12 protein-coding genes and 3 tRNA genes are annotated in these 14,184 nt (G+C 71.0%); 9 read left to right on the top strand and 6 right to left on the bottom strand.

Annotation, left to right across the window (positions count from 1 at the left end; translation table 11 throughout):
* Nucleotides 1–2 precede the first annotated feature (2 nt).
* Nucleotides 3–74: transfer RNA gene (locus tag VIG79_RS12420), tRNA-Lys, on the bottom strand.
* A gap of 34 nt (nucleotides 75–108) precedes the next feature.
* Complete coding sequence (locus VIG79_RS12415; protein WP_331886033.1) at nucleotides 109–750, bottom strand: copper resistance CopC family protein; 642 nt, start codon at nucleotides 748–750, stop codon at nucleotides 109–111.
* 95 nt (nucleotides 751–845) lie between these two features.
* Between VIG79_RS12415 and VIG79_RS12410 the strand changes: the two genes are divergently transcribed.
* A tRNA-His gene (locus VIG79_RS12410) sits at nucleotides 846–918 on the top strand.
* A gap of 40 nt (nucleotides 919–958) precedes the next feature.
* Here VIG79_RS12410 and orn read toward each other — a convergent pair.
* On the bottom strand, nucleotides 959–1,615 hold the full coding sequence (gene orn / locus VIG79_RS12405) for an oligoribonuclease (RefSeq protein WP_331886031.1): 657 nt from the start codon (nucleotides 1,613–1,615) through the stop codon (nucleotides 959–961).
* 86 nt (nucleotides 1,616–1,701) lie between these two features.
* On the opposite strand from orn, the gene VIG79_RS12400 reads away from it, so the two are divergent.
* The 7 genes from VIG79_RS12400 to VIG79_RS12370 all read left to right on the top strand — a co-directional run bounded on the left by VIG79_RS12400 (nucleotide 1,702) and on the right by VIG79_RS12370 (nucleotide 10,053).
* The gene (locus VIG79_RS12400) at nucleotides 1,702–2,892 is read left to right on the top strand and encodes a PrsW family intramembrane metalloprotease (protein WP_331886029.1); all 1,191 of its coding nucleotides are present in this window, start codon (nucleotides 1,702–1,704) and stop codon (nucleotides 2,890–2,892) included.
* 56 nt (nucleotides 2,893–2,948) lie between these two features.
* Nucleotides 2,949–3,021: transfer RNA gene (locus VIG79_RS12395), tRNA-Arg, on the top strand.
* A gap of 111 nt (nucleotides 3,022–3,132) precedes the next feature.
* The gene (locus VIG79_RS12390) at nucleotides 3,133–4,842 is read left to right on the top strand and encodes a dynamin family protein (protein WP_331886027.1); all 1,710 of its coding nucleotides are present in this window, start codon (nucleotides 3,133–3,135) and stop codon (nucleotides 4,840–4,842) included.
* Entirely contained in the window at nucleotides 4,839–6,521 is a 1,683-nt protein-coding gene (locus VIG79_RS12385; RefSeq protein ID WP_331886025.1) for a GTPase, read from the top strand. Before VIG79_RS12390 ends, VIG79_RS12385 begins: the two co-directional genes overlap by 4 nt.
* Nucleotides 6,522–6,699: 178 nt before the next feature.
* The gene (locus VIG79_RS12380; protein WP_331886023.1) at nucleotides 6,700–7,362 is read left to right on the top strand and encodes a single-stranded DNA-binding protein; all 663 of its coding nucleotides are present in this window, start codon (nucleotides 6,700–6,702) and stop codon (nucleotides 7,360–7,362) included.
* Between the two features lie 103 nt (nucleotides 7,363–7,465).
* Complete coding sequence (gene ettA, locus VIG79_RS12375; RefSeq protein ID WP_331886021.1) at nucleotides 7,466–9,148, top strand: energy-dependent translational throttle protein EttA; 1,683 nt, start codon at nucleotides 7,466–7,468, stop codon at nucleotides 9,146–9,148.
* A 314-nt stretch (nucleotides 9,149–9,462) separates the two neighbouring features.
* Nucleotides 9,463–10,053 (top strand): hypothetical protein, encoded by a 591-nt coding sequence (locus VIG79_RS12370; protein ID WP_331886019.1) that lies wholly within the window; start codon nucleotides 9,463–9,465, stop codon nucleotides 10,051–10,053.
* 158 nt (nucleotides 10,054–10,211) lie between these two features.
* Here VIG79_RS12370 and VIG79_RS12365 read toward each other — a convergent pair whose 3' ends face one another.
* A complete protein-coding gene (locus VIG79_RS12365) occupies nucleotides 10,212–10,814 on the bottom strand; it encodes a TetR/AcrR family transcriptional regulator (protein WP_331886017.1) in 603 nt (200 codons plus the stop codon).
* Between the two features lie 104 nt (nucleotides 10,815–10,918).
* Between VIG79_RS12365 and VIG79_RS12360 the strand changes: the two genes are divergently transcribed.
* On the top strand, nucleotides 10,919–12,073 hold the full coding sequence (locus VIG79_RS12360; protein WP_331886015.1) for an acyl-CoA dehydrogenase family protein: 1,155 nt from the start codon (nucleotides 10,919–10,921) through the stop codon (nucleotides 12,071–12,073).
* Between the two features lie 167 nt (nucleotides 12,074–12,240).
* On the opposite strand, the gene VIG79_RS12355 is transcribed toward VIG79_RS12360, so the two are convergent.
* Together VIG79_RS12355 and fabG are read right to left on the bottom strand one after the other, a co-directional pair.
* Nucleotides 12,241–13,227 carry a hypothetical protein gene (locus tag VIG79_RS12355; protein WP_331886013.1) on the bottom strand — a complete coding sequence of 329 codons (987 nt, stop codon included), beginning with the start codon at nucleotides 13,225–13,227 and terminating at the stop codon, nucleotides 12,241–12,243.
* Between the two features lie 153 nt (nucleotides 13,228–13,380).
* Nucleotides 13,381–14,145, bottom strand: coding sequence for a 3-oxoacyl-ACP reductase FabG (gene fabG / locus VIG79_RS12350; protein WP_331886035.1), 765 nt, complete (start codon nucleotides 14,143–14,145; stop codon nucleotides 13,381–13,383).
* Between the last annotated feature and the right edge of the window lie 39 nt (nucleotides 14,146–14,184).

Below are 14,184 nucleotides of genomic sequence, written 5' to 3'. Positions count from 1 at the left end.
GGTGCGCCGCCAGGGATTCGAACCCCGAACCCAGTGATTAAGAGTCACTTGCTCTGCCATTGAGCTAGCGGCGCAGCGAGGGTCGAGGCTACACCAGGAGCGCGGCCCTCATGAAATCCGTTGCCGGTCCTGGGGGTCCGGTTTCGGCGTCCCATCCGGGGCGGTCAGGTGGGCGCGACGGCGGTGCTCGTAGACGAGCAGCGCGATCCCACCGAGCAGCAGGACCCCGGCCACGATGAGACCGGGGAGGTGGTCCGGGTGGCCGAACGTCGTGGGCTGCGTCTGCGGCGTCTTGTAGGTCGGTGTGACCCTTGGCGTCGAGCCGGCGGCGGCAGCACCGGTCACGGTGAACGACGCCTCGCCGGACACCGGGTGCCCGTCGTCGCTCACGACCTGCCAGGCGATCCGGTATGCGCCGGGTCCGGACCTCTCGCTGACGGCGGCGGTGACGACGGTGCCGGCCACGGTCGGGGGAGCCGTTTCGACGACCACGTCGTCACGGGTGAGCCGCACCCTGGCGAACTGGGGCGCGATGGTGTCGTCGAAGGTGAGCTGGATCTGCGTGGGGCCGGTCGACAGCTGCGCGCCGTCGGCGGGAGCGATCGAGACCAGGGAGGCGTGAGCCGGAAGCGCTCGGGCCGGGCCGGCCTGCAGCACCGTCGCGAGCAGCGCGAGGACCACGCCGGCCACGAGGACCACCGTGAGAACGAGGGCCACGGTGCGGTTGCGCCGCTCCTTCCCCGCATACATGCCGTGCATTGTCACCCATCCCCGCGGTGGTCCGGGGCACCGCCACGGCTCGGGTAGCATGGTGCGCCGCTGCGCCGGAGACGGTGCTGCGCATGGTGGGTGTAGCTCAGCTGGTAGAGCACCTGGTTGTGGTCCAGGGGGCCGCGGGTTCAAGTCCCGTCACTCACCCCGATGTGGCCTGCACGCTCGGCGTGCAGGCCACCGGTCGTCAGTGGGTCGCGGTCTCCTCGTCGGCCGCGCCGATGACGTGCCGCGACGCGAGCGAGCGCGCGGTCACGCTGTCCGGCCCGGGCGGCGTCACGAACACGGCCTCGCGGTAGTAGCGCAGCTCGGCGATCGACTCCCGGATGTCGGCCAGCGCCCGGTGCCCGCCGGACTTGGCGGGGGCGTTGAAGTAGACCCGCGGGTACCACCGGCGCGACAGCTCCTTGATCGAGCTGACGTCGATGATCCGGTAGTGCAGCCAGGCCTCGAGCTCGGGCATGTCCCGAGTGAGGAACCCCCGGTCGGTGGCCACAGTGTTGCCGCCGAGCGGAGCCTTGCGCGGCTCCGGCGCCCACTCCCGGATGTAGGCCAGGACCTGCTCCTGCGCCAGCTCCATGGTGGTCCCGGAGTCGAGCTCGACGAGCAGCCCGGACTTGGTGTGCATGTCCCGGACGAACGGGTCCATCTGCTCGATGGCCGCCGCCGGGGGCTTGATGACGACGTCGATGCCGTCGCCGAGCTGGTTGAGCTCGAAGTCGGTGACCAGCGCCGCGACCTCGATGAGCGCGTCGTCGGTGAGGGAGAGCCCGGTCATCTCACAGTCGATCCACACGATCCGATCGCCAGTCGACCGGTTCGTCGATCCTGCAGGGCTCGTCACGGGCCTCACCCTAAGCCGCGAACCGATGCCGAGGTCGGACAATCCCCAGGCCGACCGCGGGCGGCGACTGCAATAGCCTGCCGTGCATGTCGTTCGGCGCTCCGACCCCGTCCGGCGGGGGTGGGTCGACCCCAGGGCCCGCCTTCCCGGGCTATGCGCCGGCGCCGAACCGCACCGCGCGGCCACGGCTCCGTACGGTGATCGTCGTCGGCCTCGTCGCCACGGGGTTCCTCCTCAGCGCAGCGGTGCTCGCGGTCGAGTTCGAGACCGGGCTCGGCGTCCAGGTCACGCTGCTGGCCGCACTGTTCGCCGCACTGCCGCTGCTGGTCGTGGTGCCGACGTTCCTCTGGCTCGATCGCTACGAGGCCGAGCCCACCCGGATGCTCATCCTGGCCTTCGCCTGGGGTGCGGTCTGTGCGCCCGCCGGGGCGCTGTTCCTCAACACCGGCATCGCGATCGCCATGCGCCTGGCCGGTGCCGAGGACCCCGACGTCGAGACAGCGGTCTTCGGCGCCCCGTTCGTCGAGGAGGGGCTCAAGGGCTTGGGGGTGCTGCTCATCGTGCTGCTGCGGCGGCGCGAGTTCGACGGGGTCGTCGACGGCATCGTGTATGCGGGCCTGGTGGGCGCCGGGTTCGCCTTCAGCGAGAACATCATCTATCTGGGCCGCGAGTTCGTGGAGTACGGCCAGCAGGGGCTGACCGAGCTGTTCATCCTGCGCTGCATCATGGGACCGTTCGCGCACCCGCTGTTCACCGCGTTCACCGGGATCGGGCTCGGACTGGCCGTCGCAGTGATGCGTAGCGCGTGGAGCCGGGTCCTGGTCGCCCTCGGCGGCTTCCTCCTGGCGGCACTCCTCCACGGCATCTGGAACCTGTCCGCGGCGACCGGACACCTGATCGGGGCATACGTCCTCTTCCAGGTTCCGCTGTTCCTGTCCTTCGTCGCCCTCGTCATCGGGCTTCGGTACCGCGAGGGCCGGTTGATCCGGACCTACCTCAGCCAGTACGCCGACGCCGGATGGCTCAGCCACCAAGAGGTCGCGATGCTCTCGTCGCTGCCGGCCCGGCGGCAGGCCCGGATCTGGGCCAACCAGCAGGGCGGCAGGGCCGCGGTGGCGTCGATGCGGGCGTTCCAGGACGGGGCCAGTGATCTCGCTCTCCTGCGGGCCCGGATGGTGCGGGGGAGCGCGGAACGCGACGCCGCCGCTCGCGAGCGGACTCTCCTCGAGTCGATCGTCGCGCACCGAAGAGCGTTCGTCGGGAACCTCGCATACTGAGCCGTACCTAGACTCGGTGCGTGACCGGGCGGTCGACCGCCGGGCTCACGCCCACGGCCCTCGTAGCACAACGGATAGTGCAGCGGCCTTCTAATCCGCAGGTTGCAGGTTCGAGTCCTGCCGGGGGCACCGACCGGGGGAACGCCGAGCGACAAATGCGTCCGATGTCGCCTGATGACGTGTGATGACGCGCCGAGCCGCCCATTTGGAGGCGAGCGCGTCACAGGAGAGGATTCGGGCGTGACCCTGACCGCCGCGCCGGAGACGCAGGACCTCCTGCCGGCCGTGACGTCGTTGCGCGACGAGGTCGGGACGACCAGTCTGCCCCTCGACCTCCCCGGCGTCCGCGCGGCCGAGCAGCGCCGTACCGAGCTGCTGCGCCAGCTCGACGACTACATCCTGCCGCGCCTCGCCTCGCTCGACGCGCCCCTCCTGGCCGTGGTCGGGGGATCGACCGGTGCGGGCAAGTCGACGCTGGTCAACTCCCTCGTGGGGGCGGTGGTCAGCGCACCGGGCGTGCTCCGCCCGACGACCCGGTCGCCGGTCCTGGTGCACCACCCCGACGACGAGCGCTGGTTCACCCCGACGCGGATCCTCCCGGACCTCGCCCGGGCCACCGGCGGCAACGCGGTCGAGGGCCAGGCGACCATGCAGCTGGTCACCTCCTCGACCCTGCCGGCGGGGCTCGCCCTCCTCGACGCGCCCGACATCGACTCCGTCGTCCTCGGGAACCGTGAGCTGGCCCGCCAGCTGCTCGGAGCGGCGGATCTGTGGCTCTTCGTCACGACGGCGGCCCGGTATGCGGACGCGGTGCCCTGGGAGCTGCTCCGCCAGGCGTCGGAACGCGGGACCTCGGTGGCCGTCGTGCTCAACCGGGTCCCCAAGGGCTCGATCCCCGTCATCCGGGAGCACCTCGGCTCGATGCTCAAGGAGCAGGGCCTCGGCGCCGCACCCATCTTCACGGTGGCGGAGTCGCCGCTCGAGGACGACGGCATGCTGCCGCACGACGAGGTGGCCCGGCTGTCCTCGTGGCTCTCGGCGCTGGCCAAGGACGCGCGGGCCCGCGCTCTCGTCGTCCGCCAGACGCTGACCGGCGCCCTCGACTCGCTCGACCCCCGCATCCAGTCGCTCGTCGACGCGTCCGCGGCCCAGGTCAGCGCGCGAAAGGCCCTCGAGAAGGCGGCACTGACGTCGTATGCGTCGGCCACCTCCGGCGTCGAGCTCGGGATGAGCGACGGATCCCTCCTGCGTGGCGAGGTCCTGGCGCGGTGGCAGGAGTTCGTCGGGACGGGCGAGTTCTTCCGTCAGGTCGAGACCACGGTCTCCCGGGTCCGCGACCGGATCGTGGCTGGGTTCAAGGGCGAGCCGGTGCCGTCCGCCCACCTCGACGAGGCGCTGCACAGCGGCGTCGCCGAGCTGATCCGAGCGGAGGGGCAGGGCGCGGCGACGACGACGTCCCGGTCCTGGCGTTCCCTGGCCGGCGGGTCCGCCCTGCTCCAGGCGCACCCCGACCTCACCCGCGCCTCGGCGGAGTTCGACCGAGCCGTCTCCTCGCTCGTCCACGACTGGCAGGGCGACGTGCTCGACCTCGTCCGCAGCGAGGGCAAGGACCGGCGCACCACGGCGAAGGTCACCGCATACGGGGTCAACGCCGTCGGGACCGTGCTCATGCTCGTCACCTTCGCCTACACCGGAGGGCTCACCGGCGCGGAGGTCGGCATCGCCGGAGGCACCGCGGTGCTCGGCCAGAAGCTGCTCGAGGCGATCTTCGGTGACCAGGCCGTGCGGTCGATGGCCGCCAAGGCCCATGAGGCGCTGCTGGACCGGGCCGAGGCCGCCTTCGCGCAGGAGCGCGAACGGTTCACGGCAGTCCTGGACCAGGTCGACCTGAGGGCCGACCAGGCGCGCACCCTGGGCGCCGCCGCGGCCGCTGTGAGGGCGTCGCGGTGAGCCCCCTGCTCAAGGGCCGGGCCAAGATCGCCGTGGCCACTCAGGAGATCGTCCGCGCCCAGGCCGAGGCGCTCGACGTTGCTCTGGTCGCGGGCGGCGACCAGCTGGACGCCGACGACGTCGCCGCCGCCCGCCAGATCATCGCCAAGGTGGGGCAGCGCAACGCCCTCGCGGGAGACCACACCGTCATCGCACTGGCCGGGGCGACGGGGAGCGGCAAGTCCTCGCTCTTCAACGCGCTCGCCGGCCAGGAGCTCGCTCGGATCGGGGCCACCCGTCCGACCACCTCGACACCGTCGGCGGCGGTCTGGGGGGACGACCCGGCCGGACCACTGCTCGACTGGCTCGGGGTCCCCGCTCGGCACGGGGTGTCGGCCCCGTCCGGTGAGCAGGCCGGTGAGCCGGCCGGGTCACTCGACGGCCTGGTACTGCTCGACCTGCCCGACTTCGACTCCCGGGAGAGGTCTCACCGGGCGGAGGCCGAGCGCGTGCTGGCGCTCTGCGACGTGTTCGTCTGGGTGACCGACCCGCAGAAGTATGGGGACGCGCTGCTCCACGACGAGTACGTGAAGCAGCTGAGCGGGCACTCGGCGGTCATGCTCGTCGTCCTCAACCAGGTCGACCGGCTGCTCTCGGAGAGCGCTGTCGAGACCTGTCGAGAGGACCTCGTCCGGTTGTTGAAGCTGGACGGGGTCGACGGCGTCCAGGTCCTCACGACCTCCGTTCTCACCGGGGAGAACATTCCCGAGCTGCGGCAGCGGCTGGCCAACGCCGTCGCCGGGCACGAGGCGGCACGGCAGCGGCTCTCGGCGGACATCACGGCGGTCGCCGGGCGGCTGCGCCGAGGGGTGGCCGAGCGTGAGGCGTCGCTGGATGCCGCCGCCGACGACCGGCTCATCGACGCCTTGTCACGCGCGTCGGGGGTGCCCGTGGTGCTCGGTGCGGTCGACGAGGACTACCGCCGTGAGGCGCTCGGACGCACCGGGTGGATCTTCACGCGGTGGGGTCGCAAGCTGCGTCCCGACCCGTTGCGCCGGCTGCGGCTGGACCGGGTGCCCTCCCAGGTGCTCGAGCAGGTCGACCCGCTCGACGTGCGAGAGATCGTCGGGCGGTCCTCGATCCCGGCGCCCACGGCATCGGCCCGCTCAGCGGTCAAGCTGGCCGCCCTCTCGCTCACCGAGCGGGCGGCGGACGGACTTCCGGTGCTCTGGGCCGAGGCCGTGTCGGACGCCGCAGCGCCGACCGACGACCGTCTCTACGAGCGCCTGGACCGCGTCGTCGTCACGACGCCGCTGCGGGGCAACCCGCCGATGTGGTGGCGGCTGATGGGCTGGTTGCAGTGGGTCCTCGGCCTGGCCGCCGTCGTCGGGCTGGTCTGGCTGGTCGTGCTCGGTGTGTTCGGCTGGCTCAAGCTGCCCGAGATCGACACCCCGAAGATCGGGCCGTTCCCGCTGCCGACGCTGCTGTTGGTGGGCGGGCTCGTGCTCGGCTGGCTCGGCGCATGGCTGGCGCGGGTGCTCGCCCGGGTCGGCGCACGCCGTCGGCGGGAGCTCGTCGGCAGCCGGCTGCGGACCGCGATCGCGGACGTGGCGACCGACCAGCTCGTCGTCCCGGTCCGGGATGTGCTGGACCGACACCGCGAGACCCGCGAGAGCCTGGACACCGCGCGTCTGACCTGACGGTGAAGGCGGCCCTCGGGGCGGTTGGCCGTGTTGTTGTCCACATGGCGTGCGCGTTTGGTCCCTTCGTCCACAGCGGCGGGCAGAGGTCTGGCGGGCGCGGTGGCTCGGTCGGATGCTCGGTTCCGGCGGTGCTGAAGGGCACCGCGCACATGGGAACCGGGTGGAGGAACAACACATGAACGAGAGCTTCGTGACCGTCGTGGGCAACGTCGTCAGCGACCCGATCAGCCGGCCGACGAAGGTGGGACGGCCGTTCGCGAGCCTGCGCATCGCGTCGACCACCCGGCGGTGGGACGCCGAGAAGCGGGCCTTCGTCGACGGGAGCACCAACTTCCTCAACGTCGTGGCGTTCAACGCGCTCGCGGCCAACGTGATGACCAGCGTGAAGAAGGGGCACCCGGTCGTCGTCTACGGGCGCCTGCGCGTCAACCAGTGGGAGACGGAGAAGGGTGAGCCACGAACCAGCGCCGAGATCGACGCCTTCACGATCGGTCACGACCTCACTCGCGGCCAGGTCGAGTTCAGCCGCCCGCCACGGGTCCAGCTCGACACCAACGACCGGCTGGCTGACCCGGCGATCCAGGACACGTTCCACGGAGAGGCCGCGGGGGCGGACGAGTCGGACGAGTCGGACGAGTCGGACGGGTCGGACGGGTCGGACGGGTCGGACGAGTCCGGTATGCGGGGAGTCGAGGAGGACTCCACCGACGAGGGCGTGGTCGTGCAGGGCGGCTTCGGCCAGAGCGGGTTCGGCCAGAGCGGGTTCGGCCAGAGCGGGTTCGGTCGGCGGGTGGAGGACGCCGACACCGACGACTACGTCGTCGTGAACGGCGGCTGAGCGAGGCCCAAGCGGTCGGGGAGCGCTGAGCGGGGACGGGGTGCGGGGACGATGGCTCGACGCCGATTGGGAGCGGCCCTGGTCGCCTGGATAGCCTGCCGGTATGCCCGAGTTCATCTACACCATGACCAAGGCTCGCAAGGCGGTCGGCGAGAAGGTCATCCTCGACGACGTCACGATGTCGTTCTTCCCCGGAGCGAAGATCGGCGTGGTCGGGCCGAATGGCGCGGGCAAGTCGACGATCCTCAAGATCATGGCCGGAATGGACCAGCCGTCCAACGGCGAGGCCCGGATCGCCCCCGGGGCCACCGTCGGGATCCTGCTCCAGGAACCACCGCTCAACGAGGAGAAGACCGTCCTCGGCAACGTCGAAGAGGGCGCCGGGGAGATCAAGGCGAAGCTCGACCGCTACAACCAGATCTCGCTCGAGATGGGCGAGCCGGACGCCGACTACGACTCGCTGCTCAAGGAGATGGGCCAGCTCCAGGAGGAGATCGACCACGCAGACGCGTGGGATCTCGACGCCCAGCTCGAGCAGGCCATGGACGCTCTGCGCTGCCCGCCGCCGGACGCCGACGTGACCGTACTCTCCGGTGGGGAGCGTCGTCGGGTGGCGCTGTGCAAGCTGCTCTTGCAGAAGCCGGATCTACTCCTGCTCGACGAGCCGACCAACCACCTCGACGCCGAGTCGGTGCAGTGGCTCGAGCAGCACCTGGCGGGGTATGCCGGAGCAGTCCTGGCCGTGACGCACGACCGGTACTTCCTCGACAACGTCGCCCAGTGGATCGCGGAGGTCGACCGGGGTCGGCTCTACCCCTACGAGGGCAACTACTCGACCTACCTGGAGAAGAAGGCCGCTCGCCTCCAGGTCCAGGGCAAGAAGGACGCCAAGCTGGCCAAGCGCCTCCGGGACGAGCTCGAGTGGGTCCGCTCCAGCGCCAAGGGCCGGCAGACCAAGTCCAAGGCCCGGCTCCAGCGCTACGAGGAGATGGCGGCGGAGGCCGACCGGACCCGGAAGCTGGACTTCGAGGAGATCCAGATCCCACCGGGTCCGCGGTTGGGCTCGACGGTCATCGAGGTCAAGGACCTCAAGAAGGGCTTCGGCGAGCGCGTGCTCATCGACAACCTGTCCTTCTCGTTGCCGCGCAACGGAATCGTCGGGGTCATCGGCCCGAACGGAGTCGGCAAGACGACGCTGTTCAAGACGATCGTGGGATTCGAGGAGCCGGACGACGGCGCCGTGCGGGTCGGCGAGACGGTGAAGGTCTCCTACGTCGACCAGGCACGGTCTGGGCTCGACCCCAAGAAGAACCTCTGGGAGACCGTCTCCGACGGCCTCGACTTCCTCAAGGTGGGCAACGTCGAGATCCCGTCGCGGGCCTACGTCTCGCAGTTCGGCTTCAAGGGCCCGGACCAGCAGAAGATGACCGGCGTCCTCTCCGGCGGAGAGCGGAACCGGCTGAACCTCGCGCTGACGCTGAAGCAGGGCGGCAACCTGCTGTTGCTCGACGAGCCGACCAACGACCTCGACGTCGAGACGCTCGGCTCCCTGGAGAACGCGCTGCTGGAGTTCCCGGGCTGCGCCGTGGTGATCAGCCACGACCGGTGGTTCCTCGACCGCGTGGCGACCCACATCCTGGCCTACGAGGGCACGGAGGAGGACCCGTCGAACTGGTACTGGTTCGAGGGGAACTACGAGGCCTACGAGGCCAACAAGGTGGAACGTCTCGGCGCCGACGCGGCCCGGCCGCACCGGGTGACCTACCGCAAGCTGACCCGCGACTGAGCTCGGACCGCGACCGCAGCAGCTCGGGTACTCCCGGGCGCTCCCGGGCGCTCCCGGGCGCTCCCGGTCGCGCCAGCCGGCGCTGGGCGGCGCTGGGCGGCGGACGAAGCGGATCGGCCGGACCACCCGGGCCGCCAGCACGAAGACAGCCTCGAACGGGCCGCGCAGCGAGTCGCCGACCAGCGGACCCGCCGACGTTGTCGGCGGCGCCGGCCATGGTGTCGCGGCTGGGTGTCGCGAGCAGCAGGGGTGGGCCTGGTCACGGATTCCGAAACGATGCTGACGTTGTCGGCGTCGTGGCGCACACTTGTCAGGTGGACGGGCGGTGGGTTCTGCTCACCCTGGTCGTCGCGGCAGCGGCGGCCATCCGCTGGCGCCGTCGCACACCCGAGCCGCCGGAGCGGACGTCACGTCGTGACGACCTCACCGCTGAGCATCGGACGGACCCATCGCCGAGGCGACCACCGACAACGGGCAAGGTCGACCGCATCGACTCCATCGACTCTATCGACCACGTCGGGCCGGTCGACGGAGTCGACGGGCCCGCCACCATGGACGGCTCGCTGCACGAAGCCCTCGAGCGGGTGTGGGCCGAGCACTCCCGCAGCGCCGAGACGCTCCTCTACGCGCGGCTCCACCTGCTGGTCCAGCGTGGGGTGCCGGTGCGGGCGATTCGTCGGGCGCCGGGCGGTCAGGTGGTCCGTGTGGTCTTCGCGGACAACACCGTGGTGCTGTGCCACGGCACGAGTTCCGGTGACTTCGGGCGGCTCGGCATGGCGATGCACCGCAGTGCCGTCCGGCTCGAGGGCTACGCGCACGAGGGGACCGGCACGCGCCTGGAGTTCCGGTGGCACCCGGACCAGCACCTGGCCGCGGTCGCCGTCGGCCTCGACCAGCCGGACTGACCGCAAGACGGCCGCCGGACTGACCACCGGACTGACCGCAAGACCGGCCGCGGGACTGACCAGTGGACTGACCGCAGACTGACCGCCGGACCGACCGCCGGATCGCCACGGTGGGGGCCGGGCTGCATCCGCCCAGCGGGGCGCTCGCCGCCGACGCGTCAGCCGCGAGCGCCGAGGAGCCGCAGGCCCAGCGACGCGTACGTGGGTCCGATCCGGTCGGGCGTGCGGCGGACGCCCGGGCTGTACCAGCGCGCGACGTCGATGCACAGCGACATCAGCGCGAGCGCCGTCTCCCGGACGTCGGTCACCTCGAACTCGCCGGACGCCACGCCCTCCTCGAGCAGCTCGCGGACCGCCTCGTCGATGTCCTTGCGCAGCGTCAGCACCTCGTCGCGGTGATCGGGCTGCAGGTGGGGGAACTCGTACTGCACGACGCGGGCCACCTCGTAGTGCTCCGCATGCCAGGTGGCGAACCTGGACATGACCCGGGCAACCCGTTCGGTCGGCGTCCCCGGTCCGGTCGCGGACCCGCGGACCAGGTCCAGTGCCGCCTCGTGGCCCCGGCGGCTCAGCGCATACAGGACCGCCTCCTTGGAGTCGAAGTGCACGTAGACGCCGGCGGGGGAGAGCCCGGCGCGGGAGGCGATGTCGCGGGTGGTGGTGGCGTGGAAGCCCCGGTCCGCGAACGCGCCGGCCGCCGCGTCGAGCAACCGCTCTGCCGTGGAGGAGGCGGCTTGCCCGGCGAGGGCACCCGTCGTCACGTTGACAGCATGCCGGAGGTTCGCGACACTAAGCAAGCGCTTAGTTACCCGCCAGTAGCGGACTGAGCCCCACCAGCCCAAGCACCTGACCGAAGGAGCCCCCCGTGCCGCGCCACATCTACGACGAGGACCACGAGGCGTTCCGGGCGACCGTTCGCGAGTTCGTCGAACGGACCCTGAAGCCCCGCGCCGAGGAGATGGTCCGCGAGAAGTCGATCGCTCGCGACATCTGGCAGGCGGCCGGCAAGCAGGGCCTGTTCGGGTTCGGGATCCCGGAGGAGTACGGCGGCGCGGGATCGGACGACTACCGGTTCAACGCGGTCGCGGCCGAGGAGGTCGCCGCCTTCAGCGCCGCCGTGTCGTCCTGCTTCGGCATCCACTCCGACGTCAACCCGCCGTACATCGTGGACCTCGGCACCGACGAGCAGAAGCAGCGCTGGCTGCCGGGCATGGCCTCCGGTGAGCTGATCAGCGCGATCGCCATGACCGAGCCGTCGGGTGGCTCCGACCTCGCGGCCCTCAAGACCACCGCCGTCCGGGCTGGTGACGACTCCGGCGACTGGATTGTCAACGGCAGCAAGACCTTCATCACCAACGGCTACTCCGCCGACCTGGTGATCGTCGCCACGCGGACCGACCCCACCAAGGGCGCCAAGGGCATCACCCTGTTCGTCATCGAGGACGGGACGCCGGGCTTCAGCCGTGGCCGCAAGCTCGACAAGGTCGGGCAGGACGAGTCCGACACGGCCGAGCTGTTCTTCGAGAACGTCCGGGTGTCCGACGCGAACCGGCTCGGCGACGAGGGCATGGGCTTCATCGCCATGATGCAGCGGCTCCCGCAGGAGCGGATCGGGGGCGCGGTCTCCAACACGGCGAACGCGGCCCAGATCCTCCAGGAGACCATCGAGTACGCCAGGGAGCGCAAGGCGTTCGGCCAGCCGATCGGGACGTTCCAGCACAACAAGTTCAAGCTGGCCGAGCTGGTCACGAAGGTCGAGGTCACCCAGGCCTACGTCGACGACTGCGTCATCGCGCACAGCAACGGCGAGCTGACGGCCGTGGACGCCGCCAAAGCCAAGTGGTGGAGCGCGCAGGTCCAGAACGAGGTGCTCGACGAGTGCGTCCAGCTCTACGGCGGCTACGGCTACATGAACGAGTACCGCGTGGCCCGCGCCTGGCGTGACGCGCGGGTGACCAAGATCTGGGCCGGCTCCAACGAGATCATGAAGGAGCTCATCGGCCGCGACCTGGGGCTCTAGCCGAGGCTCGAGCCGCCGTCAGCAGGTCGAGCCGCCGCCGCACAGGTGCTTGCGGCGGCACGGCCGCCCCGGACCGGGATGCTGCCCAGCCCGCAACGGGGAGCCCGGCGCGCGGCACACCCTGGGCTCCGGAGAGCGACGGTGGGCGGTGTCCTTCCGGGGCGAGCTCATCGGCGGCTCCGGTACCAGTCCACCGCGCTCTGGGCGCGGCGGAGCTCGGCGTCGGGCAGGACGGCCCTCGGGAAGACGACGCTGCTGCGCAGCTGGGACCGGATCAGGACGGCGTGCCTCATGACATACATTCGGTCCACCCCCCGGTAGGAGATGGTGGCCCGGCCGGTCGAGTCTTCGAGGACCAACGCGTCGTCGCGCAGTCCCGCGCTGACGACCATGCCGGGCATCGCGCAGACGCCCTCCCGACTCCAGGCGTTCCACCAGGCCACCGCGACGCCGACGAGGGTCAGTCCGATGGGCAGCACCGCCCAGAACCACGGCATCCCGGGCAGGACGAGCGGTGAGACCAGCAGCAGCAGGTCGACGGCGCCGATCGCCAGCATGCTCGGGGTGAGCAGCTGCCGCGTCGTGGCCGCCCACGCCAGCCGGCTCCGGGTCGACCGCGTGCACTCGTAGGCGTACGGCAGGGGTGCGTCCCCGGCCGCCGGGACCGATGGTGTCTCGTCGGCCGCTGCATTGACGAGGGCCTGCAGCTGCTCCAGGGCGGGTAGGACGAGCTCCGCGGGCAGCGCCAGGACTCCTCCTCGGCGGGTGCCGAGCACCACTGTGTCCCCGCGTCGCACGACGGACCGCCAGGTGGCATACGGGGTCACCGTCGTCGCGACGGCGTGCCGCACGGCGAGGTGGGTTGCCCCGAGCCCCAACCCCAGGGTGAAGCCGGGCGGTGCGTACGCGCGAGCGGCCCGCAGGCAGCGCACGTAGAGCAGGACCGGGTTGAGCCCGATGACGGCGACGGCCACCGCGGCGGTGAACGGCGATCGAAAGACCAGCGCCGTCGCACCGGCGGCGAGCACCAGCATCCCGACCCCGACCAGATAGCCGCGTGATGTGATCCAGTGGCGGAAGAGCTCCCGAGCCAGCAGCCCCGGGGTCTCCTCGCGGGCCAGCATGACCTGCGTGAGCGGGACCTGAGGGTCCACCTCACCGGTGAGCGGTTGTGAGTACGAGTGAGCGGTCAGCGGAGTCCCCTGTGATGGCGTCGGCCGTGTCGCAGGAAGTGTGCCGGTGCGAGGGCACCGAACGGGACCGTCCGCTGCCAAACGGGGCCGAAGGGACGAGCCGGGTCGAGCCGGTCAGTCCATCGGACCACCGGCGACGTAGATCACCTGGCCGCTGATGAAGCCGGCCTCGTCGCTGGTGAGAAACGAGATCGTCGCCGCGATGTCCTCGGGCTGGCCGACCCGCTGGACGGGGATCTCCTTGGCGCTGAAGGCGATGAAGTCCTCGAACGACACCCCGAGCCGCTCCGCCGTGGCGCGGGTCATGTCGGTCTGGATGAACCCGGGCGCCACCGCGTTGGCAGTGACCCCGAACTTGCCCAGCTCGATGGCGAGGGTCTTGGTGAACCCCTGCAGCCCGGCCTTCGCGGCGGAGTAGTTGACCTGGCCCCGGTTGCCCTGCGCCGACGTCGAGGAGAGGTTGACGATTCGGCCGAACTTCTCCTGGGTCATGTACGCCTGCACGGCGCGGCTCATGAGGAACGAGCCGCGCAGGTGTACGCCGATGACCGAGTCCCAGTCCTGCTCGGTCATCTTGAAGATGAGGTTGTCGCGGGTGATGCCCGCATTGTTGACCAGGATGGTCGGGCCGCCGAGCGCCTCGGCAACCTGGGCGACCGCGGCCGCCACCTGGTCGGCGTCGGCGACGTCCACCCCGACACCGATCGCCTGACCGCCGGCGTCGGTGATCGCGGCCACCGTCTCCGCGCAGCTTGCCGCGTCGAGGTCCAGCACGGCTACCCGGTGCCCGTCGGCGGCGAGCCGCTTCGCGGTCGCGGCACCGATGCCGCGCGCGGCTCCGGTGACGATGGCGGTCCTGGGGGTGCTGGTTGCGAGCACGGCGACTCCTGCGGCGGGCGGGCGGACGCGTACCGGACG

The organism is Lapillicoccus sp. (genome assembly GCF_036559105.1).
Lineage (GTDB): Bacteria > Actinomycetota > Actinomycetes > Actinomycetales > Dermatophilaceae > Lapillicoccus.
Note: the sequence above shows the minus strand (reverse complement) of the source record. Positions and strands in the feature narration are given on the sequence as shown.